Origin of the sequence: Pseudomonas sp. NY5710 (genome assembly GCF_013305665.1) — a bacterium.
GTDB lineage: Bacteria > Pseudomonadota > Gammaproteobacteria > Pseudomonadales > Pseudomonadaceae > Aquipseudomonas > Aquipseudomonas juntendi.
The window spans coordinates 1,200,770-1,223,292 of record NZ_CP045554.1; the positions used below are offsets into that span (position 1 = coordinate 1,200,770).

The window sequence follows — 22,523 nt, forward strand, 5'->3', positions numbered from 1 at the left end:
TGCAGGCCAGGCTAGTAACCTGCAGCACCAGCAAACCGCGGCGGATTCTACCAGCTTGTAATGGGCGCCGTTATAACAGGTTCTTTAGTTGATATAGCATTTCGATAGCTTGACGCGGGGTCATGTCGTCCAACTGCAGTTTGCCCAGCTTTTCGATGGCCGGGTGTGGCAGGCTGGCGAACAGGTCGCTCTGGTGCGGCACCTGCGGCGCGTCCTTGGCCTTTTGGGCCACGGGCTGCTCATGGGGCAGGCTGGTGGTTTCCAGCCGGCCAAGGTGTTCGCGGGCACGTTGGATCACCACGGCCGGCACGCCCGCCAGTTGTGCTACCGCCAGGCCGTAGCTCTGGCTGGCAGGCCCAGGCAGGACGTGGTGCAGGAACACGATGCGTTCGTTATGCTCGGTGGCGTTCAGGTGCACGTTGGCCACCAGTGGCTCGCTTTCCGGCAGCACGGTGAGCTCGAAATAGTGGGTGGCGAACAGCGTGTAGGCGCGCAGCTGGGCCAGCCGCTCGGCGGCGGCCCAGGCCAGCGACAGGCCGTCGAAGGTGCTGGTGCCCCGGCCCACTTCGTCCATCAGCACCAGGCTGCGGTCAGTGGCATTGTGCAGGATGTTGGCGGTTTCGCTCATCTCGACCATGAAAGTCGAGCGCCCGCCGGCCAGGTCGTCACTGGAGCCGATACGGGTGAAGATGCGGTCGACCAGCGACAGCTCGCAGCTGGCGGCCGGCACGAAACTACCGATGTGGGCCAGCAGCACGATCAAGGCGGTCTGGCGCATGTAGGTGGACTTACCGCCCATGTTCGGGCCGGTGATGATCAGCATGCGCGTGTTGTTGTCCAGGCCCAGGTCGTTAGCTACGAACGGCGTGGTCAGGACCTGCTCGACGACTGGGTGACGGCCTTGTTCGATCCGCAGGCAAGGCTCGTCGACAAAGCGTGGGCAGTTCAGGTCGAGGTTCAGCGCGCGCTCGGCCAGGTTGCTGAGTACGTCCAGCTCGGCCAGGGCGGCAGCGCTGTCCTGCAGCGGCGCCAGGTGGCTGATCAGGGTTTCCAGCAGGGCGTCGTAGAGCATCTTCTCGCGGGCCAGGGCGCGGCTCTTGGCCGACAATGCCTTGTCCTCGAAGGCCTTCAGTTCCGGCGTGATGAAGCGTTCGGCACCTTTGAGGGTCTGGCGACGAATGTAGTCGCCGGGGGCCTGTTCGGCCTGCTTGGTCGGCAGCTCGATGAAGTAGCCGTGTACCCGGTTGTAGCCGACCTTCAGGTTGGCCAGGCCGGTGCGCGCCTTTTCGCGGGCTTCGAGGTCGATCAGGAACTGCCCGGCGTTTTCGCTGATGGCCAGCAGGTCGTCCAGTTCGTTGTCATAACCGGCCTTGAGCACGCCGCCATCGCGGATGACCGCCGGAGGGTTGTCGATGATCGCCCGTTCCAGCAGGCTGGCCAGCTCGGGGTAGGTACCGGTGATCGCAGCCAGGCGTGCCAGGTGCGGCGCTTCGAGCTCGGTCATGGCGTTCTGCAGCTCGGGCAGCGCGCCCAGGGCGTCGCGCAGCCGGGCCAGGTCGCGCGGGCGGGCGTTACGCAGGCCGATACGCGCCAGGATGCGCTCGATGTCGCCAATTTCTTTCAGCTGTGGCTGCAGCTTTTCGAAACGGTAGCCGTCGAGCAGGCAGCGAATCGAGTCCTGGCGTGCCTGGAGCACCTTGAGGTCGCGCAGCGGGCGGTTCAGCCAGCGGCTCAGCAGGCGGCTGGCCATGGCCGTCTGGCAACGGTCGACCACCGATTGCAGGGTATTGTCGCGCCCGCCGGCCAGGTTGATGTCCAGTTCCAGGTTGCGCCGGCTGGCGCCGTCGAGGATGACCGTATCGTCCAGGCGCTCATGGCGCAGGCTGCGCAGGTGCGGCAGCGCCGTGCGCTGGGTTTCCTTGGCGTAGGTCAGCAGGCAGCCAGCGGCACCGATGGCCAGGGTCAGCTTGTCGCAGCCGAAGCCTTTCAGGTCCTTGGTTGCGAACTGCTGGCACAAGGCTTTGCGCGCTGAGTCGCGGTCGAAGTCCCACGGTGCACGGCGCCGCGCGCCCGGGCGCTTCTCGGCGGGCAGGTCGCGTGGCCAGTCGTCGGGGATCAGCAGCTCGACCGGGTTCAGGCGCTCGAGTTCGGCCAGCAGGTTTTCCCAGCCCTTGATCTCCTGCACGCTGAAGTTACCGCTGGTGATGTCCAATACAGCCAGGCCGAACAAGCGCTCGTCACCGAGCAGCGCGGCAATCAGGTTGTCGCGGCGTTCGTCGAGCAGGGCTTCATCGCTGACCGTGCCGGGGGTGATGATGCGCACCACCTGGCGCTCGACCGGGCCCTTGCTGGTCGCCGGGTCGCCGATCTGCTCGCAGATCACCACCGATTCGCCCAGTTTGACCAGCTTGGCCAGGTAACCTTCCAGCGAATGGAACGGAATCCCGCACATGGGGATGGACTGGCCGGCCGACTGACCGCGCGCGGTCAGCGTGATGTCCAGCAGTTTGGCGGCTTTCTTCGCATCTTCGTAGAAGATCTCGTAGAAGTCGCCCATGCGGTAGAACATCAACTGGTCCGGGTGCTGATTCTTCAGCTTCCAGTACTGTTGCATCATCGGGGTGTGTGCGGAGAGATCAGACATTCAGGGCCTTACAGCGGGTGATCTGGTTGGCGGTAAACCGGCAATGGTACAGGCTTTTTTCGCGAGATGCAGGCACGCACCGAACAGTGGCCGGCAGCCCCTGCAGGCCGCTGCGGTGCTGCAGGTTTCCTGAGCGAGGATGCCGGCAGGGTGGTAGGGTAAAGGGCCGCCCTGGAGGAGCCCGACATGGACCCGATCACCCTGCTTGCCGCCCGTTTGGGTGAACATCTGCGCCGTTTGGATGCCCAAGTGACCACTGCCGAGTCCTGCACGGGCGGCGGCATTGCACAAGCCATCACACGCATCCCCGGTAGCTCCGCCTGGTTCGAGGCCGGTTACGTGACGTACTCCAATGCCCAGAAAACCCGTCTGCTGGGGGTGCCCGAAGCGTTGTTCGGGCAGGTGGGGGCGGTCAGCCAGGAGGTGGTCGAGGCCATGGTCCGCGGCGCCCAGGCGGCCAGCGGCGCGCGCTTTGCCGTGGCGGTAAGCGGAGTGGCGGGGCCCGATGGCGGCTCGCCGGCCAAACCCGTGGGTACCGTATGGCTGGCCTGGGGCGACGGCAGTCGGGTGAGCAGCCAGCGGCGGCGGTTCGACGGCGACCGCGAGGCGGTGCGGCGACAGACGGTGAGCGCCGCGTTAGACGGCTTGTTACAGCTTACTGCCGAGGAAATCAAAGACAGGGGTTTGCGCCAGCGCTAGCCTGTGGAATAATACTGGCTACTTATACAGGTATTGCGGCCATCAGGGCCCGTCGAACACGTGAGGATTTCAATGGACGACAACAAGAAGCGCGCCTTGGCTGCGGCCCTGGGTCAGATCGAACGTCAATTCGGTAAAGGCGCGGTAATGCGCATGGGCGACCACGAGCGCCAGGCTATCCCGGCCATCTCTACCGGCTCTCTGGGCCTGGACATTGCCTTGGGCATTGGTGGTCTGCCCAAGGGCCGTATCGTCGAAATCTACGGTCCGGAATCATCGGGTAAGACCACGCTGACCCTGTCGGTCATCGCCGAAGCCCAGAAGAATGGCGCCACCTGCGCCTTCGTCGACGCTGAGCACGCACTCGACCCTGAATATGCCGGCAAGCTGGGCGTCAATGTCGACGACCTGCTGGTCTCGCAGCCAGACACGGGTGAGCAGGCCCTGGAAATCACCGACATGCTGGTGCGTTCCAACGCAGTCGACGTGATCATCGTCGACTCGGTGGCCGCGCTGGTACCCAAGGCCGAGATCGAAGGCGAAATGGGCGACATGCACGTGGGCCTGCAGGCTCGCCTGATGTCCCAGGCGCTGCGCAAGATCACCGGTAACATCAAGAACGCCAACTGCCTGGTCATCTTCATCAACCAGATCCGCATGAAGATCGGCGTCATGTTCGGTAGCCCGGAAACCACCACCGGTGGTAACGCCCTGAAGTTCTACGCCTCTGTGCGTCTGGACATCCGCCGCACCGGCGCTGTCAAGGAAGGCGACGAGGTGGTCGGCAGCGAAACCCGCGTCAAGATCGTCAAGAACAAGGTCTCGCCTCCGTTCCGTCAGGCCGAGTTCCAGATTCTCTACGGCAAGGGTATCTACCGTAACGGTGAGATCATCGATCTGGGCGTTGCCCAAGGCCTGGTCGAGAAGTCCGGTGCCTGGTATGCCTACCAGGGCAACAAGATCGGCCAAGGTAAAGCCAACGCGGCCAAGTACCTGGCGGAAAACCCGGCTATCGGAACCGAGATCGAGAGGCAGATCCGTGAGAAGCTGCTGAACGCTGGCGCTGTAGCCGCGGCCGGTAAAGCTGCCGCTGTCGAGGCGGGTGCCGACGACATGGCCGACGCTGAAGCCGGTTATTGATCGCGTGGTTTATAGCTGAACATGTCCGCCGTACTCGACACCCCCGTCGCCATTCGGCGGACAGCCATGGACCTGCTTGCGCGACGTGAGCATGGTCGCGTCGAGCTGACGCGCAAGTTGCGTCAGCGCGGTGCCTCCGATGAGCTGATCGAGCCAGAGCTCGACCGGCTCACCGAAGAGGGGCTGCTGAGTGAGGCCCGTTACCTCGAGAGCTTCATTCGTTACCGTTCCGGTTCTGGCTATGGCCCAGCACGTATTCGTGAAGAGCTGGGGCAGCGTGGTTTGCTGCGCGCCGACATTGAGCAAGCGCTGCGTGAAAGCGGCGTGGATTGGGCCGAACGTATGCGGGATGTATGGCAGCGCAAGTTCGCCGGGCAACGCCCGCAGGACCCCCGCAGCCGCGCCCAGCAAACCCGCTTTCTCGCCTATCGAGGCTTCACCATGGACATGATCGGCCGCTTGCTCAGCGGGCGAGACCTCGACGATTACTAGCCGCCGCAGACCTCGCAACAATCCCCGTAGCAGCGGTCTCAGCCGCGAACATCGGCAACGCCGGTACTCTCCAGCGCGCTGCCCCACAGTGCCTGATCAACTGGCCTTCAACGCCTCCCTGGCCCGCTGCGTGGTATGCATGGGCTGTGGCTTGGCCCAGTTCTCCGGCAGGTTGATAAAGTCCACCAGTTCACGCAGGCGCCCTTGGTTTCGGCCATTGAAGGCGAACGACAAGCGGGTCAGGTGGCTGTAGTCCCCCAACTCATGTTCGGCGCTGCTGTCTGCTTGCTGGTGGTACTTGCCGCTCAGGCGCAGGTCAGCAAAACCTTCCTCGATGTCAGACAGCGCCGCCTCGCTCAAGGCGTGATGCATGCGGATCACGAACTGGCTGTTCAACCAGCGGCTGGAGTGATAGTTGCGGTAGAACTGGTTGATTTCCTCCACCGCCTCCTCGGCGCTGTGCACCAGGCGCACCAGCTTCAGGTCGCTCGGCAGAATGTAATGGTTGTCCTCCAACTGCCGGCTGATGAAGCCCAGGCAGTCGTGCCAGAAGCTGCCGCCCGGTGAGTCCAGCAAAACCACGGGGACCAGGGGGCTTTTGCCGGTCTGGATAAGGGTCAGCACTTCCAGCGCCTCATCGAGGGTGCCGAAGCCGCCCGGGCACAGCACCAGGGCATCGGCCTCCTTGACGAAGAACAGTTTGCGGATGAAGAAGAAGTGGAAAGGCAGCAGCTTGTCGGTGCCGTCCACCGTAGGGTTGGCATGTTGTTCGAAAGGCAGGGTGATGTTGAAGCCCAGGCTGTGGGCGCTGCCGGCACCTTCGTGGGCTGCGGCCATGATGCCGCCCCCCGCCCCGGTGATGACCATCAGGTCCGAGCGAGCCAGGGTAGCGCCCAGTTCACGGGCCAGTGCATACATCGGGTGTTCCAGCGGCGTACGCGCCGAGCCGAACACGGTCACCTTGCGGCGGCCCTTGTAGCGCTGCAGGGTGCGGAACGAGTGGTCCAGTTCGCGCAAGGCCTGCAGGGTGATCTTGGCGCTCCAGCGGTCACTGTCATCGTGGGCCATGCGCAGGATGGTCAGCATCATGTCGCGGTACAGCGGCAGGTTCGGGCTGTTGGGTGCAACCAGTTGCAATTGGGCGTCGATGTGGCTCAAGTCGATATGGTTGTCCTGGAAATGGCTGAACAGCGATTCGTTCGATTGGTAAGGCATGCAACGTCTCCTTCTGCACCAATACCTCTAGACCTCAATCTAGACCCTGGCGGCCGATCGTGCCGGTGGGATTGCCAGCGCCACCCGTCGGCACGTGGCCAATGGCGGCAGGGGTCTGGTTAACTGGTAAAGCGAAACGTATCGATGCGGGAGGTGGCGGTATGCATCGCTTGGTCATCGAAGTGGACCTGCAGCTCTACCAGCAACTGGAACGTGCCGCCCAGGTTCATCACCTGAGCCTGGAGGCCGAGTGCCAGCGCCGGCTCGCGGGCCTGGAATGCCAGTCGCGCTACGTGCAGGCGCTATTGGCCGAGATGCGCGCCGAAGCTGCCGAGGGGCACTGGCGCGCACGGGAGCAAAGGCAGGTTTAGCCTGGGCGCGGTGCTTACTTCTTCTTGTTGCCGGCAACGCAGCTGGCATTGTCGAAAGCCTGGTCCATGATCGGCTGGTTGGTTTTGTAGACGGTGAACCGGTAAACCATCACCGCGCCCTTGGACATCAGGTTGCGGAAGCCATTGTTGCGGCACACGCTGTCGCCCAATTGGCTGCGCACCTGCGCAGGGTTGGCCTGCATGCGCTCGGCGTGGCTCTGGCGCACGCTGAGGTGATTGACCAGTGCCTTGCCTTCCACGGTGTAACCCTGGTCGAGGATGTCTTCATTGATGGCACGTGGGGTGCCGACGCTGCTCTCTTTGGCGACCTTTTCCAGCATCTTGTTCAGGTCGTAGTCCTGTTTGGAAGCCGCCTGGGCTGCCAGGGGCAGGGCGAGCAACATGCTCAGGGCGGGGGCAATAAGGCGCAGCATGAGTATCTCCTGGTTCGATGACTGGCGCTTTGACATGCGCGTGTCGACGGCGTTCCGTGAACCCCTTGGCCGGCGGCAGCCCGGGGCACGGGAAAAGCCTGATTATAAGGATTCTGGTAAACTGGCGCCCTTGTTTTCCCAGAGCCATCCTTGTGCCCATTTCCCATCTTTCCATAGGCCTGCCGGCATGAGCCATGCGGTAGCGCGCCTGCGTGCCGAGCGCCTGGCCCGCAGCAACAAGCCTTTCATTGCCCGAGGGTCGCGGGCCGAGCGTTGCCCGGATTGCCGGGTCATTGCCAGCCATTGCCTGTGCGCCTGGAAGCCCCGCGTGCAGGCCGACGCCGGCATGTGCCTGCTGATGCATGACACCGAGCCACTAAAACCCACCAATACCGGCTGGCTGATTGCCGACCTGATCGAAGATACCTCGGCGTTCGGCTGGCTGCGCACCTCGGTTGACGAGCGCCTGCTGGCCCTGCTCGACGACCCGCACTGGCAGCCCTACATCGTTTTCCCGGGTGAGTTCGTCGCCCCGCAGCGGGTGGTCAGCGAGGTGGTGCGTGAGCCGGGCAAGCGCCCGCTGTTCATTCTGCTGGATGCCACCTGGACCGAGGCGCGCAAGATGTTTCGCAAAAGCCCCTACCTGGACCGGTTCCCGGTGCTGAGCCTGCAGGCGGAACAGATGTCACGCTACCGCCTGCGCCGCTCCAAGCGCGATGATCACTTCTGCACCGCAGAAGTTGCAGCCATGTGCCTGGAGCTGGCCGGCGATAGCCTGGCGTCGCAAGCACTGGATGCCTACCTGGATGTATTCAGCCTGCATTACCTCAGTGGCAAGCGGCGACTGCCGCTGGACGAGCAGGACGAGACCCATCAGCGTTTGCATACCTTCCTATAGTCCAAGGGGCACTCACCCGGCTTTGGTTCATAATGACGGGGCTGGCGGCCAGGGTGGGCGAGGCGGCAAGGCGGTTGGCTTGACCACCCTTGACCGTGCTCGGCATGCTTGGCGCCGATTCCCCGTCGGGCACTTGCCTACCCCCAGTGCCCGGGACAGAACAGGATCCTTAGATCGATGGCCACTTACGAAATCCTGATTGCCGATGACCACCCGCTGTTTCGCGGCGCCCTGCGCCAGGCCGTTACCCTCGGCCTTGGCCCGGACGTTCGCCTGGTCGAGGTCGCGAGCATTGCCGAGTTGGAGGTGCGGTTGAGCGAAAAAGCCGACTGGGACCTCGTGCTCCTCGACCTGAACATGCCGGGCGCCTACGGTTTTTCCGGGCTGGTGCTGCTGCGCGGGCAATACCCGCAAATTCCCGTGGTGATGGTTTCGGCGCAGGAGGAGGCCGCCGTGGTGGTCAAGTCCCGCGAGTTTGGCGCCAGCGGCTTCATTCCCAAGTCCAGCCCGCTGGAAGTGATCCAGGATGCGGTGCGCAAAGTGCTCGACGGCGAAGTCTGGTGGCCGCCGCAGGCGTTCGAGAAGGTCGATGTGTCGGCCGAGGCCAAGGCTGCCAGCGAAGGCCTGGCGAGCCTCACGCCGCAGCAGTTCCGGGTACTGACCATGGTCTGCGAAGGCTTGCTGAACAAGCAGATTGCCTATGAGCTGAATGTCTCGGAAGCCACTATCAAAGCCCACGTCACGGCGATTTTCCGTAAACTGGGGGTGCGCACCCGCACCCAGGCTGCGCTGCTGTTGCAACAACTTGAATCAGTTGCCAGCCACTGACGGCGTGCGGCTTCACGCTTTTTTGACCTGAGCCGGTCTAGCCTGCCGGCCTTCTGTTGTGAAATGACTCACATGACATCGCCATTCAAGGGCCAGACCGGCCTCAAACGTATCTTCAACGCCGCTGGCTATTCGCTGGACGGCCTGCGCGCGGCCTTCAAGGGCGAGGCAGCATTCCGCCAACTGGTGCTGCTCAACGTGCTGCTGATCCCGGTGGCGTTCTGGCTGCCGGTCAGCCGTGCAGAGCGGGCGATCATGATCGCCGTGTGCCTGCTGGGGTTGATTGTCGAGCTGTTCAATTCTGCGATCGAGGCCGCTATCGATCGCATTTCGCTGGAGCGCCACCCGCTGTCGAAAAACGCCAAGGACATGGGCAGCGCCGCACAGCTGGTGGCGCTGAGCATGGTGGCGCTGGTGTGGGGGGTGATCCTGCTTTAAGCGATCGGCGGCAACACGATTTCGTCGCTGCGGGTGAAGCCCGCGGTGAAGTTGCGGCAGAGCTCCAGAAATTCGCGCATGGCCGAGGTCTGGTACTTCTGCTTGTGCCAGATGAAGTAGAACTGGCGCATCAGGTCCAGCTCCGGGGTTTCCACCGGTACCAGGCTGCCACGGCGAAAGGCGTCCCGCAGCGCCAGGCGTGAAATGCAGCCGATACCCAACCCCGATTCCACTGCACGCTTGATCGCCTCGGTGTGCTCCAGTTCCAGGCGGATGTTGAGGTTGGCGCGGTGATGGCGCATGGCCTGGTCGAAGGTCAGGCGTGTCCCCGAGCCTTGTTCGCGCAGGATCCACGCTTCCTGCGACAGGCTGTCGATATCGGCTCGGCCCAGCTTGGCCAGCGGGTGCTGGGGCGCGCAGAACACCACCAGTTCGTCCTCCACCCAAGGTTGGACCTCCAGGTCGGGGTGGTTGCAGTCACCTTCGATCAGACCTAGATCAATTTCGTAATGAGCGACCTGCTGCACGATATGCACGGTGTTCTGGACATGCAGCTTCACCTGGCTCTCAGGGTGGGTCTGCATGTAGCTGCCGATCAACAGGGTGGCCAGGTAGTTGCCAATGGTGAGCGTGGCGCCGACCGCCAGTGAGCCGAAACCGGACTTGCCATTGAGCAGGTCTTCGATTTCCTTGGCCTGGTCGAGCAGCGCGACCGCCTGCGGCAACAACTGGTGGCCGAGGGCGTTGAGGGCCAGGCGTTTGCCGGCGCGGTCGAACAGTTGGCAACTCGATTGCCGCTCCAGTTCGGTGATGGAGGTGCTGGCGGCCGATTGCGACAAGGCCAGCAGGCTAGCGGCTCGAGAGACGCTCTGGTGCTGGGCTACCGCGACGAAGACTTGCAGTTGACGAAGTGTAAATCGCATATCGATATAACCGATAACACATATCTTGATAATCCAGTTAACAGATATTGTCGCTGCCCCTAAACTATCGCGCAACTGTGCGTGCTGCACGCGCTGCGTTTTTCTTCAGGAGCCCCATCGATGAGCAACATGAACCACGAACGTGTCCTCAGTGTGCACCACTGGAACGACACCCTGTTCAGCTTCAAGTGCACCCGCGACCCGGGCCTGCGCTTCGAGAACGGTCAGTTCGTGATGATCGGCCTGCAGCAGGAAAGCGGCCGCCCGCTCATGCGTGCCTACTCCATCGCCTCGCCGAACTGGGAAGAGCACCTGGAGTTCTTCAGCATCAAGGTGCCGGACGGCCCGCTGACTTCGCAGTTGCAGCACCTGAAGGAAGGCGACGAGATCATCATCAGCAAGAAGCCGACCGGCACGCTGGTACTGGACGACCTGAACCCAGGCAAGCACCTGTACCTGCTGAGCACCGGCACTGGCCTGGCGCCGTTCATGAGCGTCATCCAGGACCCGGAAACCTACGAGCGCTTCGAAAAAGTGATCTTGGTGCACGGCGTGCGTTACGTGAACGAAGTGGCCTACCGCGAATTCATCACCGAGCACCTGCCACAGAACGAGTTCTTCGGTGAGGCGGTGCGCGACAAGCTGATCTACTACCCGACCGTGACTCGCGAGCCGTTCGAGAACCAGGGCCGCCTGACCGACCTGATGCGCAGCGGCAAGCTGTTCAGCGACATCGGCCTGCCGCCGATCAACCCGCAGGACGACCGTGCGATGATCTGCGGTAGCCCGAGCATGCTCGACGAGACCAGCGAAGTGCTGGACAGCTTCGGCCTGAAGATCTCCCCGCGCATGCGCGAGCCGGGCGACTACTTGATCGAGCGTGCCTTCGTCGAGAAATAAGGCGCAGGCAGTACGAAGAAGGCGACCCTCGGGTTAATGCCTGCAGTTAAGCGTTACTGGGGCTGCTTTGCAGCCCTTCGCGGGCACGCCCGCTCCCACAGGTTTGGCGCTGAACGCAAGAAAAACGCGATCCCCTGCCTGTAGGAGCGGGCGTGCCCGCGAAGGGTCGCAAAGCGGCCCCAAATTACTTAACTGGCAGGCATTATCGACGAGACCAGCGAAGTGCTGGACAGCTTCGGCCTGAAGATCTCCCCGCGGATGCGCGAGCCGGGCGACTACTTGATCGAGCGTGCCTTCGTCGAGAAATAAGGCGCAGGCAGTACGAAAAAGGCGACCCTCGGGTTAATGCCTGTCAGTTAAGCGTTACTGGGGCTGCTTTGCAGCCCTTCGCGGGCACGCCCGCTCCCACAGGTTTGGCGCTGAACGCAAGAAAAGCGCGATCCCCTGTAGGAGCGGGCGTGCCCGCGAAGGGTCGCAAAGCGGCCCCAAATTACTTAACTGGCAGGCATTATCGACGAGACCAGCGAAGTGCTGGACAGCTTCGGCCTGAAGATCTCCCCGCGGATGCGCGAGCCGGGCGACTACTTGATCGAGCGTGCCTTCGTCGAGAAATAAGGCGCAGGTAGGTACGAAGAAGGCGACCTTCGGGTTAATGCCTGTCAGTTAAGCGTTACTGGGGCTGCTTTGCAGCCCTTCGCGGGCACGCCCGCTCCCACGGGTTTGGCGCTGAACGCAAGAAAAGCGCGATCCCCTGTAGGAGCGGGCGTGCCCGCGAAGGGTCGCAAAGCGGCCCCAAATTACTTAACTGACAGGCATTTATCCATTGGCTGTTGCGGCCTATTCAACCCGGGTCTCGCCGCTGTACACCAGAATCTCCCGGCAACGCTTGCACAGGTAACGGCGGCCCTGGCGCACCAGCTTGTGCCGTTGGGCGGTAAACGGGAAGTCACTCTGCGGGCAAGGGCAGCGGTAGATGTAACGAGTCACCACCCGCCGTTGCACCTCGTAGTTGTGGCAGCGGTTTGGCGGCAGTTCGTACACGCCGCGCATGATCAGTTGCCATTCCTCGCCATGGGCCTGAATGCGGTCACCGAACAATTGGTGGGCCACCAGGTGCGCCACTTCGTGCGCGACCGTCTGGCGCAGGAAGTCTTCTTGGTTTTCACGGTACAACTGCAGGTTGAAACGCAGCAGGTTCTCGTGCAGGTGGGCAACGCCGGCTTTTTGCCCGCGCAGCTTGAAGCTGACTTCCGGGCGCGGGAACCGGCGTTTGAAGAAGGTTTCGGCTTGCTGGTAACAGGTTTCGACGCGTTGCTTGAGCAGCTCGGGCATGGCGGGGTGGTTCTCCTGACCCGATCATTATGCCGCAACCTCGGGCCATGTGCCGAGCCACCGGTCAGCGCTCAGCCAAGGGCCGCCTTGCGGCGGCCCCTGGTTGATGCCCCGGTGTTGGTCGAGTCTGTTCTAGTTGGTGTAGACGGGTCCCACGCCCAGTCCCCAGATGATCACCGTGGCGGCCATGATCGCCACCAGCACTACCAGGCCCACCGCCAGCACCGAGCTGGAGAACAGGAAGCCTTCGTCGGAGGGTATGTTCATGAAGGTCGGCAAGCCGACGTACAGCAGGTACACCGTGTAACAGACCGCCGCAGTGCCGATCAGCATGCCCAGCCACAAGTGCGGGTACAGCGCCGCCAGGCCGCCGATGAACAATGGGGTGGCGGTATAGGTGGCGAACGCTATGCACTGGGCCATGGATGGGTTGGCATCGTAGGTGCGGGCCATCCAGTGGATGAACGCGCCCATTACCGCTACCCCGGCCAGCATCGCCAGGTAGGACATGATGCTCATCCACAGGGCACTTTCCATGGTCAGCATCACAGCCGGCCGGTCGCCGATCACCCAGCCGACCTGGGTGGTGCCGATGAATGCGGACACTGCGGGAATCGCCGCGAGGATCAGGGTGTGCGTCAGGTACATGTGGCTGATGGATTCTTCTTCGCCACGGATTTCCCGCCATTCCTGGTCGGGATGGGTAAACAGCCCCACAACGTGATGAATCATGCCGTCACTCCTCTCAATGTTGCCAAACGCCCCCAAATGGAGCGCAAGCGGCCCTAGGCCGAACACCGAAGCAAGCGGTAATGTGGCCTTATGTCGCAGTATAGGAAGCGGTTACCCGCACAAACCGCGCTTTTTAGAGCAAATTGCGCTGTCGCCCGCCCTGTTGATTACATTGAAGTCTTTGTCGGAATGCCTACAGCACGCGCGCGTTTGTGCGTAAAATAGCCGCCTTTTGTCACACCTCGCGGATTCAAGCGCTATGGGCACCCTCTCGGTCAACCAGAACAAACTGCAAAAACGCCTGCGTCGTCTCGCCGGCGAAGCCATCACCGACTACAACATGATCGAGGATGGCGACAAGGTCATGGTCTGCCTGTCCGGCGGCAAGGACAGCTACACCATGCTCGATGTTCTGTTGCACCTGCAGAAGGTGGCGCCGATCACCTTCGAGATCGTTGCGGTGAACATGGACCAGAAGCAACCAGGGTTCCCCGAGCACGTGCTGCCGGCGTACCTGAAGGAGCTGGGGGTCGAGTACCACATCGTCGAGAAGGACACCTACTCGGTGGTCAAGGAGCTGGTGCCCGAGGGCAAGACCACCTGCTCGCTGTGCTCGCGCCTGCGCCGTGGCACGCTGTACACCTTCGCCGACGAAATCGGTGCGACCAAGATGGCGCTGGGGCACCACCGCGACGATATCGTCGAAACCTTCTTCCTCAATATGTTCTTCAACGGCGCGCTCAAGGGTATGCCGCCGAAGCTGCGTGCCGACGATGGCCGCAACGTGGTGATCCGCCCGTTGGCCTACTGCAGCGAGAAGGATATCCAGGCCTATTCGGACATGAAGGCATTCCCGATCATCCCGTGCAACCTGTGCGGCTCGCAGGAAAACCTGCAGCGCCAGGTGGTCAAGGACATGCTGGTGGAGTGGGAGCGCAAGCACCCGGGCCGTACCGAGAGCATTTTCCGTGCATTGCAGAACGTGGCGCCGTCGCAGTTGGCCGACCGCAACCTGTTCGACTTCACCAGCCTGAAGATCGACGAAAACGCGGCGCCGCGCTTCCTGGACGTGGTGAACATCTAGGCCTATGCGCGATTATCAGTGGCTGCATGAATACTGCCTGAACCGCTTCGGCTCTGCCCAGGCGCTGGAAGCCTTTCTGCCGCAGCCGCGCATGCCAGCGCAACTGCGCCACATCAGCGACGACCGCTACCTGTCGACCTTGGCCCTGCGGGTATTTCGCGCTGGCCTCAAGCACAGCCTGGTGGATGCCAAGTGGCCAGCCTTCGAGCAGGTGTTTTTCGGCTTCGACCCGGAAAAAGTGGTGTTGATGGGCGCCGAACACCTGGAGCGGCTGATGCAGGATCAGCGCATCATCCGCCACCTGGGCAAACTCAAGAGCGTGCCGCGCAACGCACAGATGGTGCTGGACATTGCCAAGGTGCATGGCAGTTTTGGTGCGTTCGTTGCCGACTGGCCGGTGACCGACATTGTCGGGCTGTGGAAGTACCTGGCCAAGCATGGCAACCAGCTCGGCGGTTTGTCGGCGCCACGGTTCTTGCGCATGGTTGGCAAAGACACCTTTGTCCCGACCGAGGACGTGGCGGCGGCGCTGATTGCCCAGAAGGTGATCGACAAGCAGCCGACCAGCCAGCGCGACCTGGCGCTGGTGCAGCAGGTGTTCAACCAGTGGCATGCCGAAAGCGGGCGGCCGCTGTGCCAGTTGTCGGTGATGCTGGCGCATACCGTCAACCATTGAGATCGCCGGGGCCGCTGTGCGGCCCAATCGCCGGCAAGCCAGCTCCCACAGGTTTGCACAGGGCTTGAGGCTGATGCGGTCGAGGTGGGAGCTGGCTTGCCGGCGATTGGGCTGCAAGGCAGCCCCTTGACTCAACTGCCTTCGCCCGCCATGCGCCGTTCATGCTGGAACTTCCAGCGCACATACAGCAGCCCGGCAATGAACAGCCCCAAGCTGACCAGCACTTCACCCCAGCCAAACACCGCCCGCGCCGGGTCGAAGGCTGCCAGCACGCCCTTGATGAAGTAGATATTCACCACGAAGCAGGTCCAGGCATGCGCCCGGGCGCTGCCCAGCAGCATGCCCGGCAGCAGCAATAGCAGCGGCACCAGTTCGATCGCCAGGATCACCTCGACCCGAGCCCCATGCAGGTTGGCGAACCACAGGTTGTTCACCACCAGCAGGGCAATAAGGCCAAAGAAAAACGCCAGGCTAAGCGCCCGCGTCAGGCGCAAGCGCGGTGCCAGCCAAGCCAGCGGCGGCAACACCTTGGGCTTCTTAGCCACGCGCGGCCTCCAGGGCCTTGGCGGTGCTCGCCAGGCGTTGGCCAAGGGCGCGGCACAGGGCGATCTCGTGCGGGTCGAGTTCACGCTTGCCGTCTGCCCCGGCATGGTGGCTGGCGCCATAAGGGGTGCCACCACCGCGGGTTTCCAGCAGTGCCGATTCGCTGTAGGGCAGGCCCATTACCAGCATGCCGTGGTGCATCAGCGGCAGCATCATCGACAGCAGCGTGGTTTCCTGGCCACCGTGCAGGCTGGCGGTAGAGGTGAACACACCGGCGGGCTTGCCGACCAGTTCACCGCCCAGCCACAGACTGCTGGTGCCATCGAGGAAGTACTTGAGCGGCGCCGCCATGTTGCCGAAGCGGGTCGGGCTACCCAGCACCAGGCCGGCGCAGTGGCGCAGGTCGTCGAGGGTGGCGTACAGCGCGCCGCTGGCCGGAATGTCCGGGGCCACAGCTTCGCATTCGGTGGAAATCGCCGGCACCGTGCGCAGGCGCGCTTCCATGCCGGCCAGCTCGATGCCGCGGGCGATGTGCCTGGCCATTTCGCTGGTGGCACCATGGCGGCTGTAGTAAAGCACCAGGATGTAGGGTTGGCTCACGGCAGAATCTCCAGCACTTTTTCCGGTGGGCGACCGACCACCGCCTTGTCACCGGCTACCAGGATCGGCCGCTCGATCAGCTTGGGGTGCTGGACCATGGCCTCGATCAGCTGTGCGTCGGTCAGTGCAGGGTCGGCCAGGTTCAATGCCTTGTATTCATCCTCACCCGTGCGCAGCAGCTGCCGAGGGGCCAGGCCCAGCTTGCCGAGCAAGGCCTTGAGGGTGGCGGCGTCTGGCGGGGTCTCGAGGTAGCGCACGATGACCGGGGCCAGGCCACGGGCTTCGAGCAGTTCCAGCGCGCCGCGGGATTTTGAGCAGCGCGGGTTATGATAGAGCGTGAGGTCAGTCATGTGGGGTCGCATCCAGCTGGTTGTGGCGGCTATTCTAACCGCAGCGACTGACCAGTTTGCTTTAAAACTCGAGAAGGATTGACCCATGGCAAGGCGTCTGGCAGCAGTACTGGCCATCACCGCGAGCCTGATGCTCGGTGGTTGCGGTGCCGATTATGGCGTAGACCAGCACGGCAATACGGTTAAGGCCGAACAGATCGACGGGCACTGGCTGGTGCTCAATTACTGGGCGGAATGGTGCGGGCCGTGCCGTACCGAAATCCCGGAACTCAATACCGCGGCCAAGCAGTGGGCGGCCGAGGGCATCAAGGTGGTGGGGGTGAATTTCGATGGCCTGCAGGGCCAGGACCTGAAGCAGGCCGCCGAAACCCTGGGCATCGGGTTCACCGTACTGGCCCAGGACCCGGCCGAGCGCTATGACCTGCCGCGCAGCGAGGCGTTGCCGGTAACGTACATCATCGATGACAAGGGCAAGGTGCGTGAGCAGTTGCTGGGCGAACAGACCCTCGAAGGGCTGCAGGCCAGGATCAAGGCCCTGAAGCAGGGGTGACAAGCTGCAAGCTACAAGCTAAAAGAAAAGCAGGCCGGTGCTAGGATCTGCTTTTTCTTGAAGCTTGAAGCTTGAAGCTTGAAGCTTGCAGCTTGCAGCTGCGCTCAGCCTTCTTCAGCCCAGAAGCGCAGCGGCTTACCCTCGGCCGGCCAGAAGCGCAGTTGCTCGATGGGTGATACATCCCAGCGCTGCACCGTTTCCAGCGCCTGCAGGAAGCGTTTTTCCTGCTCCATCAGCGCCGGCGCACATAGCTTGCGGGTTTTGCCGACCTTGCCGAAACTCAGGTGCTCGCCGTCCAGCGTGTAGGGCGCAAACCAGTGGTTGCAGCCGGCATTGCCATAGGCACGGCCATCACTGGCCAAGGTCAGGGTCAGGTGGCTGTAGTCGATCAACGGGCGCTCACCAATCCACTCCAGCACATAGCTGCGCTCCTGCTGCAACTTTGAAGGTTGCGCAGCGCAGCCGAGCAGGCCGGTGGCAATCAGCGCGCCGGTCAGCAGATTCTTCACTCGGCGCTCTCCTGGCAACGTGGGCACACATGCTTGTCGCCACGGCTGGCCCAGTCCAGCTCGGCGATACGAGCGCTGGCTGCAGGCTGGCGGGCTTGCTTGCCCAGCTTGGCGTCTACGGCGAACTCGAAGTCCAGGGCGGCGTCACAGTGGTCGCACTCAACCTTCCAGTTGAGGATTTCCAGCGCGTTGAACACCGGGCCAGTGGCCACGGCAACCCACTGGCCGCGCGGGTTGATCAGGTGGCGCACGCTCTCCACGGTCAGGCGCATGGCCAGGTCCTTGCTGCCTTTGAGGGTCACCAGCAGGGTATCGCCTTTGTGCATCGAACCGCCGTTGCCAGTGACCTGATAGCGGCCTGGCACCAGGGCGCGGCACTCGATCAGGGTGTGTTGCGGGTTGAAAAGGGTATAGCGGAAATCGTGCTCGACCATGGGTCCTCCAGAAATGCCGCGTATCCTAGCATTAACCCATGACCAGATTCTGTGGATTGCCTGCCGCCCAGCAGTTGATGTTGTCCAGCGTGGTACTGGCGATCGCAGCCAGCGCCTCCCGGGTCAGGAACGCCTGATGCGCGGTGATGATGACATTGGGAAAGGTCAGCAGGCGTGCCAGCACATCGTCTTGCAGCGGCAGGTCGGAGCGGTCCTCGAAGAACAGCTGGGCTTCTTCTTCATAGACATCCAGCCCCAGGTAGCCGAGCTGGCCGCTTTTCAGCGCGTCGATCAGTGCCGGGGTATCGACCAGTGCGCCGCGGCCGGTGTTGATCAGCATGGCGCCATGCTGGACTTCGGCCAGGCTCCGGGCGTTGATCAGGTGCCGGGTATGTTCGGTCAACGGGCAGTGCAGGCTGATGATGCGCGCTTCGCGTAGCAATTCGGGCAGTGGCAGGTAGCGCGCGCCGAGGGCCAGCAGTTCCGGGTTGGGGTAGGGGTCGTAGGCCAGTAACTGGCAGCCGAAACCGGCCATTATGCGGGCGAAGGCTGCGCCGATCTGGCCGGTACCCACGACCCCGACCGTTTTACCATGCAGGTCGAAGCCGGTCAGGCCATGCAGGGTGAAGTCCCCTTCACGGGTACGGTTGTAGGCCCGGTGCAGGCGCCGGTTTAGCGCCAGGATCAGCGCCACGGCGTGTTCGGCGACCGCGTGCGGTGAGTAGGCCGGTACACGCACCACGGCCAGGCCCAAGCGTTGCGCAGCAGCCAGGTCGACGTGGTTGTAGCCGGCCGAACGCAGGGCGATCAGGCGCGTGCCGCCGGCGGCCAGGCGCTGCAGTACCGGGGCGTCCAGTTCATCATTGATGAAGGCGCAGACAATCTCGTAGCCGTCGGCCAGCGCTGCGGTGTCGAGACTCAGGCGGGCAGGCTGGAAATGCAGGTCCAGTGGGGTACCGCTGGCGGCTCGGGTGAAGCTTTCCTGGTCGTAGTGCTGGCTGCTGAACAATAGCGCGCGCATGGTCAGGGTTCCTTTGTCGGGCATGTCCGGGTTGGCAGTGAGCTCAAGCGCTCGACCGCGCCTGGACGGCCAGGCGGCTGATCGCCGCATCCAGTTCATCCAGTGCCTGGTGGGCCTGCGGGCTTTCCTGCTTGAGCAAGGTTTCAGTGCGCTGGCACGCCGCGCGCAACTGCGGCACGCCGCAATAGCGTGAAGCCCCGTTCAGGCGGTGTACCTGTTCGATCAGGCCCTCATGGTCATTGGCCAGGCGCGCGGCGTGGATGGCTTCGCGGTCGGCCTCCAGCGAGGCCAGCAGCATGTTCAGCATATCGGCGGCAAGGTCCGCTTTCCCGGCTGCCAGGCGCAGGCCTTCCTGCGGGTCGAGCACCTTGAGTTCATCACCGTTGGCGGTGGGTTCAGTCGGCGCCTGCTGCGGTGTGCCCAAGCTGAGACCGGTCCATTTCATCACCACCTGTGCCAGTTGCCGTTCACTGATCGGCTTGGTCAGGTAGTCATCCATACCGCCGTGCAGCAGTGCGCGTTTCTCGTTGGCCATGGCATGGGCGGTGAGGGCGACGATCGGCAATGGGTTGCCACTTTGGGTGTTTTCCCAGCGGCGAATCTGTTCGGTACAGGCGCGGCCGTCCATGCCGGGCATCTGCACGTCCATCAGCACCAGGTCGAAGGGTTCCTGCTGCACGGCCTGCAGTGCCGCATAGCCATTGTCGACGGCCAGCACTTCGGCACCCAGGTCCTCGAGCAGCGTCTGCACCAGCAGCAGATTGGCAGGGTTGTCGTCGACACACAGGATTTTCGGCCGCCGCGGGCCGTTGCTGCTCTTCACCTCGCCCAGCAGGCGGCGGGGTTGGACCAACTCCAGCAGCAGCCGGCGCAATTTGCGCGTGCAGGTAGGCTTGGACAGCAACTGGCCATGGCCATTGGGCAGGAAGGGGTGGTACAGCGCCTGCTCGGTGGTCGGGCACAGCACCACGCACTGGCAATGGTAGCGTTCGAGCTGTTGATGGTAGCGGCCCAGTTGTTCTGGCGACAGGTTGCCCAGGTTGGCGCCCAGCACAGCCAGCTCGAATGGCTGCCCGGCCTGGCTGGCGGCCTGCACGGCTTGCAGCAATTGGTCGTAGGAGGCGAACAGGCTGACACTCAGGCCACAGTCTTCCAGCTGGTGCTCCAAAGCTTGCCGGGCCAGTTCATGGTTATCGACGATGGCGGCACGGCGGCCCAGCAACGCTTGCAGCGGCAGCTCTTCGATATCGTCGTGCGCCTTGGGCAGGTTCAGGCTGATCCAGAACTGCGAGCCCTCGCCCGGGGTGCTGTCGACGCCGATTTCGCCACCCATCTGCTCGATCAGGCGCTTGGAAATCACCAGGCCCAGGCCGGTACCACCTGGTTGCCGGGCCAGCGAGTTATCGGCCTGGCTGAAAGCCTGGAACAGCGTGCGCACGTCCTGCGGTGACAGGCCGATGCCGGTGTCCTGCACGCTGATGCGCAGCTGAGCATGATCTTCATGCTCATCGTCGAGCATGGCGCGTACGACAATGGTGCCTTCGCGGGTGAACTTGATGGCGTTGCTGACCAGGTTGGTGAGGATCTGCTTGAGCCGCAGCGGGTCACCGACCAACGACGTTGGCGTGTCGCGGTAGATCAGGCTGAGCAGTTCCAGCTGCTTGGCATGGGCGGCCGGTGCCAGAATGGTCAGGGTGTCCTGGATCAGGTCGCGCAGGTTGAACGGGATGCTGTCCAGCACCAGCTTGCCGGCCTCGATCTTGGAGAAGTCGAGAATTTCGTTGATGATGCCCAGCAAGTTGTCGGCAGACTTTTCGATGGTGCTCAGGTAGTCCAGCTGGCGCGGGGTCATCTCGCTTTTCTGCAGCAAATGGGTAAAGCCGAGGATGCCGTTGAGCGGGGTTCGGATCTCATGGCTCATGTTGGCCAGGAACTCCGACTTGATGCGGCTGGCCTCCAGTGCCTCCTTGCGCGCCATGTCCAGTTCGATGTTCTGGATTTCGATGGTTTCCAGGTTCTGGCGCACGTCTTCGGTGGCCTGGTCGATGCTGTGCTGCAATTCTTCATGAGCGTTGTGCAGGGTTTCGGCCATGCGGTTGATGCCGCGTGCCAGTTCGTCCAGCTCATGGCTGCCCATGGTCGGCAGGCGCTCTTCGAGGTGGCCGTCCTTGAGCTGGTTGACCGCATGCTTGATACGTTCGATGGGGTCGTTGATCGAGCGGCCCATGCGCAATGCCAGCAGGCCGCTGAGCACCAGGCAGGCGAGGATCAAAAGCAGGCTGGTGAACAGGTTGCGGTAGCCGCGCAGCAGGGTGCCATCGTGGGACAGCTCGATCTCGACCCAGCCCAGCAGCCGTTCGGCCTCGGCGGGCACGGCATCGGTGGCCAGGTCCCGGTGGTGGCCGAACACGGGCATCAGGTAGCGGGTGGCGTCATTGCCGCTGCGCTGCAGCAACTGGGTGCCGGTGCCGCCGCTGGGTGGCTGGTTGAGCATGCTCGGCCCGGCATGGGCCAGGCGTGTGCGGTCCGGCGCCAGGAAGGCAACCGAGCGCACGTCGCTCTGCTCCAGGGTTTGCGCGGCAATGCGCTCCAGCTGTGCAGGCGCCAGCCGGGCCATGGCCGGGGCGGCCAGCGGCGCCAACTGTTCGGCGATCATCTTGCCGCGCTGCAGCAGCTGGGTGCGCAGGTCGTTTTGTTGCAGCCAGGTGAAATAACTGCCCAGCACCAGCGCCATCAGGCCTGCCGGTAACAGTGCCAGCAGCAGGACCCGGCTGCGGATTCCCAAACGATCGAGCACACGCGCCTCCTGTGATGTGCCTGGCCACCGTCAGTTGGTGACGGCTAAGGCGCGACGTTACTCCGCCTGCCACGCCATTGCACCTGTTTAGTCGGTGTTTTGCGCCGATCCCGCAGCATGGGGTGCAGCGCAGTTGCCTGGCAGGCCGCCTATACACAATAATCGCGCAATTGAGAATGCATGGCAGTTGCCAATGAGTCCTGTAGCTATTCACAACGCCAATGTCCTCGCCATCGAAGACGACCCGGTGCTTGGCGCCTACCTGCATGAAGCGCTGCAGCGCGGTGGTTTCCAGGTCACCTGGTGCCGCAGTGGCCTGGAGGGGCTGGAAGCGGCCGGCCGCCAGGTGTTCGACGTGGTACTCATGGATATCCTGCTGCCGGGGTTGAATGGCCTGGACGCGCTGGCCCAGTTGCGCCAGCGCATGACCACACCGGTGATTCTGATGTCGGCACTGGGCGCCGAGGCGGACCGCATCAGCGGCTTTCAGCGCGGGGCCGACGACTACCTGCCCAAACCGTTCAGCATCGCCGAGCTGCAAGTGCGCATTGAAGCGATCCTGCGCCGTGTCGCGCTCGAACGCCGCTACCAGGCGCCGCAGCCGCCGGCAGAGGCGGGCGCGCTGCACTTCGACGAGGGCCTGTGCGACGTGCGCCTTGATGGCCGCCTGGCTGGGCTGACCCCCAGTGAGTTTCGCCTGCTCGACACCCTTTACCGCAACCAGGAGGAAGTGCTGAGCAAGGCGTTCTTGTACCAGCAGGTGTTGCAACGCGGCTATTCGCGGCACGACCGCAGCCTGGACATGCATGTCAGCCAGATCCGCCGCAAGCTCAAGGGCATCGGTTATCAGGGGTTGCAGATCCGCACCGTATGGGGCAAAGGCTACGTGCTCGGCGCGGGTGAGGCGCAATAG

General features: G+C 63.1%; 25 protein-coding genes and 2 pseudogenes. 14 read left to right on the plus strand and 13 right to left on the minus strand.

Annotated elements, in window-relative coordinates; all coding sequences use genetic code 11:
- Positions 1-70: 70 nt before the first annotated feature.
- A complete protein-coding gene (mutS, locus tag GEV39_RS05415) occupies positions 71-2,644 on the minus strand; it encodes a DNA mismatch repair protein MutS (protein WP_173887802.1) in 2,574 nt (857 codons plus the stop codon).
- A gap of 186 nt (positions 2,645-2,830) precedes the next feature.
- Between mutS and GEV39_RS05420 the strand changes: the two genes are divergently transcribed.
- From GEV39_RS05420 to recX, 3 genes are all read left to right on the plus strand, one after another.
- Positions 2,831-3,343, plus strand: coding sequence for a CinA family protein (locus GEV39_RS05420; RefSeq protein ID WP_173887803.1), 513 nt, complete (start codon positions 2,831-2,833; stop codon positions 3,341-3,343).
- Positions 3,344-3,415: 72 nt separating this feature from the next.
- Positions 3,416-4,483 carry a recombinase RecA gene (gene recA / locus GEV39_RS05425; RefSeq protein WP_009686047.1) on the plus strand — a complete coding sequence of 356 codons (1,068 nt, stop codon included), beginning with the start codon at positions 3,416-3,418 and terminating at the stop codon, positions 4,481-4,483.
- Positions 4,484-4,504: 21 nt separating this feature from the next.
- Positions 4,505-4,975 carry a recombination regulator RecX gene (gene recX, locus GEV39_RS05430; protein WP_009686046.1) on the plus strand — a complete coding sequence of 157 codons (471 nt, stop codon included), beginning with the start codon at positions 4,505-4,507 and terminating at the stop codon, positions 4,973-4,975.
- A 96-nt stretch (positions 4,976-5,071) separates the two neighbouring features.
- On the opposite strand, the gene GEV39_RS05435 is transcribed toward recX, so the two are convergent.
- Positions 5,072-6,190 carry an LOG family protein gene (locus tag GEV39_RS05435; RefSeq protein WP_173887804.1) on the minus strand — a complete coding sequence of 373 codons (1,119 nt, stop codon included), beginning with the start codon at positions 6,188-6,190 and terminating at the stop codon, positions 5,072-5,074.
- Between the two features lie 161 nt (positions 6,191-6,351).
- Between GEV39_RS05435 and GEV39_RS05440 the strand changes: the two genes are divergently transcribed.
- Complete coding sequence (locus GEV39_RS05440) at positions 6,352-6,561, plus strand: hypothetical protein (protein ID WP_173887805.1); 210 nt, start codon at positions 6,352-6,354, stop codon at positions 6,559-6,561.
- Between the two features lie 14 nt (positions 6,562-6,575).
- Here the strand turns inward: GEV39_RS05440 and GEV39_RS05445 are convergent, their stop codons facing one another.
- Positions 6,576-6,995, minus strand: coding sequence for a quorum-sensing-regulated virulence factor family protein (locus GEV39_RS05445; protein ID WP_173887806.1), 420 nt, complete (start codon positions 6,993-6,995; stop codon positions 6,576-6,578).
- A 187-nt stretch (positions 6,996-7,182) separates the two neighbouring features.
- Between GEV39_RS05445 and GEV39_RS05450 the strand changes: the two genes are divergently transcribed.
- The 3 genes from GEV39_RS05450 (at position 7,183) to GEV39_RS05460 (ending at position 9,159) form a co-directional block, all read left to right on the plus strand.
- Positions 7,183-7,893 carry a tRNA-uridine aminocarboxypropyltransferase gene (locus GEV39_RS05450; RefSeq protein WP_009686042.1) on the plus strand — a complete coding sequence of 237 codons (711 nt, stop codon included), beginning with the start codon at positions 7,183-7,185 and terminating at the stop codon, positions 7,891-7,893.
- A gap of 177 nt (positions 7,894-8,070) precedes the next feature.
- Entirely contained in the window at positions 8,071-8,721 is a 651-nt protein-coding gene (erdR, locus tag GEV39_RS05455) for a response regulator transcription factor ErdR (RefSeq protein WP_009686041.1), read from the plus strand.
- 72 nt (positions 8,722-8,793) lie between these two features.
- Positions 8,794-9,159, plus strand: coding sequence for a diacylglycerol kinase (locus GEV39_RS05460; protein ID WP_009686040.1), 366 nt, complete (start codon positions 8,794-8,796; stop codon positions 9,157-9,159).
- Here the strand turns inward: GEV39_RS05460 and finR are convergent.
- Positions 9,156-10,082: a LysR family transcriptional regulator FinR gene (gene finR, locus GEV39_RS05465; RefSeq protein ID WP_054890399.1), complete on the minus strand. Its 927-nt coding sequence runs from the start codon at positions 10,080-10,082 to the stop codon at positions 9,156-9,158. The two genes, GEV39_RS05460 and finR, sit on opposite strands and share 4 nt — an antisense overlap.
- Positions 10,083-10,202: 120 nt before the next feature.
- Between finR and fpr the strand changes: the two genes are divergently transcribed.
- The 3 genes and pseudogenes from fpr to GEV39_RS05480 form a co-directional block, all read left to right on the plus strand.
- The gene (gene fpr, locus GEV39_RS05470) at positions 10,203-10,982 is read left to right on the plus strand and encodes a ferredoxin-NADP reductase (protein WP_046616646.1); all 780 of its coding nucleotides are present in this window, start codon (positions 10,203-10,205) and stop codon (positions 10,980-10,982) included.
- Positions 10,983-11,183: 201 nt separating this feature from the next.
- A pseudogene (locus GEV39_RS05475) lies at positions 11,184-11,291 on the plus strand (ferredoxin--NADP reductase); the annotation flags it as partial.
- Positions 11,292-11,489: 198 nt separating this feature from the next.
- A pseudogene (locus tag GEV39_RS05480) lies at positions 11,490-11,597 on the plus strand (ferredoxin--NADP reductase); the annotation flags it as partial.
- A gap of 222 nt (positions 11,598-11,819) precedes the next feature.
- Here the strand turns inward: GEV39_RS05480 and GEV39_RS05485 are convergent.
- The gene (locus GEV39_RS05485; RefSeq protein ID WP_173887807.1) at positions 11,820-12,314 is read right to left on the minus strand and encodes a SprT family zinc-dependent metalloprotease; all 495 of its coding nucleotides are present in this window, start codon (positions 12,312-12,314) and stop codon (positions 11,820-11,822) included.
- Between the two features lie 132 nt (positions 12,315-12,446).
- The gene (locus GEV39_RS05490) at positions 12,447-13,046 is read right to left on the minus strand and encodes a Yip1 family protein (protein WP_173887808.1); all 600 of its coding nucleotides are present in this window, start codon (positions 13,044-13,046) and stop codon (positions 12,447-12,449) included.
- Between the two features lie 259 nt (positions 13,047-13,305).
- Between GEV39_RS05490 and ttcA the strand changes: the two genes are divergently transcribed.
- Together ttcA and GEV39_RS05500 are read left to right on the plus strand one after the other, a co-directional pair.
- Positions 13,306-14,130: a tRNA 2-thiocytidine(32) synthetase TtcA gene (gene ttcA / locus GEV39_RS05495; RefSeq protein WP_173887809.1), complete on the plus strand. Its 825-nt coding sequence runs from the start codon at positions 13,306-13,308 to the stop codon at positions 14,128-14,130.
- Between the two features lie 4 nt (positions 14,131-14,134).
- Positions 14,135-14,806: a DNA-3-methyladenine glycosylase I gene (locus GEV39_RS05500; RefSeq protein ID WP_173887810.1), complete on the plus strand. Its 672-nt coding sequence runs from the start codon at positions 14,135-14,137 to the stop codon at positions 14,804-14,806.
- Between the two features lie 131 nt (positions 14,807-14,937).
- On the opposite strand, the gene GEV39_RS05505 is transcribed toward GEV39_RS05500, so the two are convergent.
- The 3 genes from GEV39_RS05505 to arsC are packed head-to-tail and all read right to left on the minus strand — an operon-like array spanning position 14,938 to position 16,299.
- Positions 14,938-15,351, minus strand: a complete 414-nt coding sequence (locus GEV39_RS05505) for a DUF2069 domain-containing protein (RefSeq protein ID WP_173887811.1) — start codon at positions 15,349-15,351, stop codon at positions 14,938-14,940.
- A complete protein-coding gene (wrbA, locus tag GEV39_RS05510) occupies positions 15,344-15,949 on the minus strand; it encodes an NAD(P)H:quinone oxidoreductase (RefSeq protein ID WP_029887453.1) in 606 nt (201 codons plus the stop codon). The genes GEV39_RS05505 and wrbA overlap by 8 nt, the downstream gene beginning before the upstream one ends.
- Positions 15,946-16,299, minus strand: a complete 354-nt coding sequence (arsC, locus tag GEV39_RS05515; protein ID WP_173887812.1) for an arsenate reductase (glutaredoxin) — start codon at positions 16,297-16,299, stop codon at positions 15,946-15,948. Before arsC ends, wrbA begins: the two co-directional genes overlap by 4 nt.
- Before the next feature lie 85 nt (positions 16,300-16,384).
- Here arsC and GEV39_RS05520 point away from each other — a divergent pair, with 85 nt between their 5' ends.
- Positions 16,385-16,849 carry a TlpA disulfide reductase family protein gene (locus GEV39_RS05520; RefSeq protein WP_009684283.1) on the plus strand — a complete coding sequence of 155 codons (465 nt, stop codon included), beginning with the start codon at positions 16,385-16,387 and terminating at the stop codon, positions 16,847-16,849.
- Positions 16,850-16,953: 104 nt separating this feature from the next.
- On the opposite strand, the gene GEV39_RS05525 is transcribed toward GEV39_RS05520, so the two are convergent.
- From GEV39_RS05525 to GEV39_RS05540, 4 genes are read right to left on the minus strand one after another with little or no spacing between them, the layout of a single operon-like run.
- Positions 16,954-17,358 carry an META domain-containing protein gene (locus GEV39_RS05525; RefSeq protein ID WP_173887813.1) on the minus strand — a complete coding sequence of 135 codons (405 nt, stop codon included), beginning with the start codon at positions 17,356-17,358 and terminating at the stop codon, positions 16,954-16,956.
- Positions 17,355-17,792 (minus strand): hypothetical protein, encoded by a 438-nt coding sequence (locus tag GEV39_RS05530; protein WP_173887814.1) that lies wholly within the window; start codon positions 17,790-17,792, stop codon positions 17,355-17,357. The genes GEV39_RS05525 and GEV39_RS05530 overlap by 4 nt, the downstream gene beginning before the upstream one ends.
- Before the next feature lie 31 nt (positions 17,793-17,823).
- Positions 17,824-18,813 carry a 2-hydroxyacid dehydrogenase gene (locus GEV39_RS05535; RefSeq protein WP_173887815.1) on the minus strand — a complete coding sequence of 330 codons (990 nt, stop codon included), beginning with the start codon at positions 18,811-18,813 and terminating at the stop codon, positions 17,824-17,826.
- A 43-nt stretch (positions 18,814-18,856) separates the two neighbouring features.
- Positions 18,857-21,610 (minus strand): response regulator, encoded by a 2,754-nt coding sequence (locus GEV39_RS05540; protein ID WP_173887816.1) that lies wholly within the window; start codon positions 21,608-21,610, stop codon positions 18,857-18,859.
- A 193-nt stretch (positions 21,611-21,803) separates the two neighbouring features.
- Between GEV39_RS05540 and GEV39_RS05545 the strand changes: the two genes are divergently transcribed.
- On the plus strand, positions 21,804-22,523 hold the full coding sequence (locus tag GEV39_RS05545) for a response regulator transcription factor (protein ID WP_173887817.1): 720 nt from the start codon (positions 21,804-21,806) through the stop codon (positions 22,521-22,523).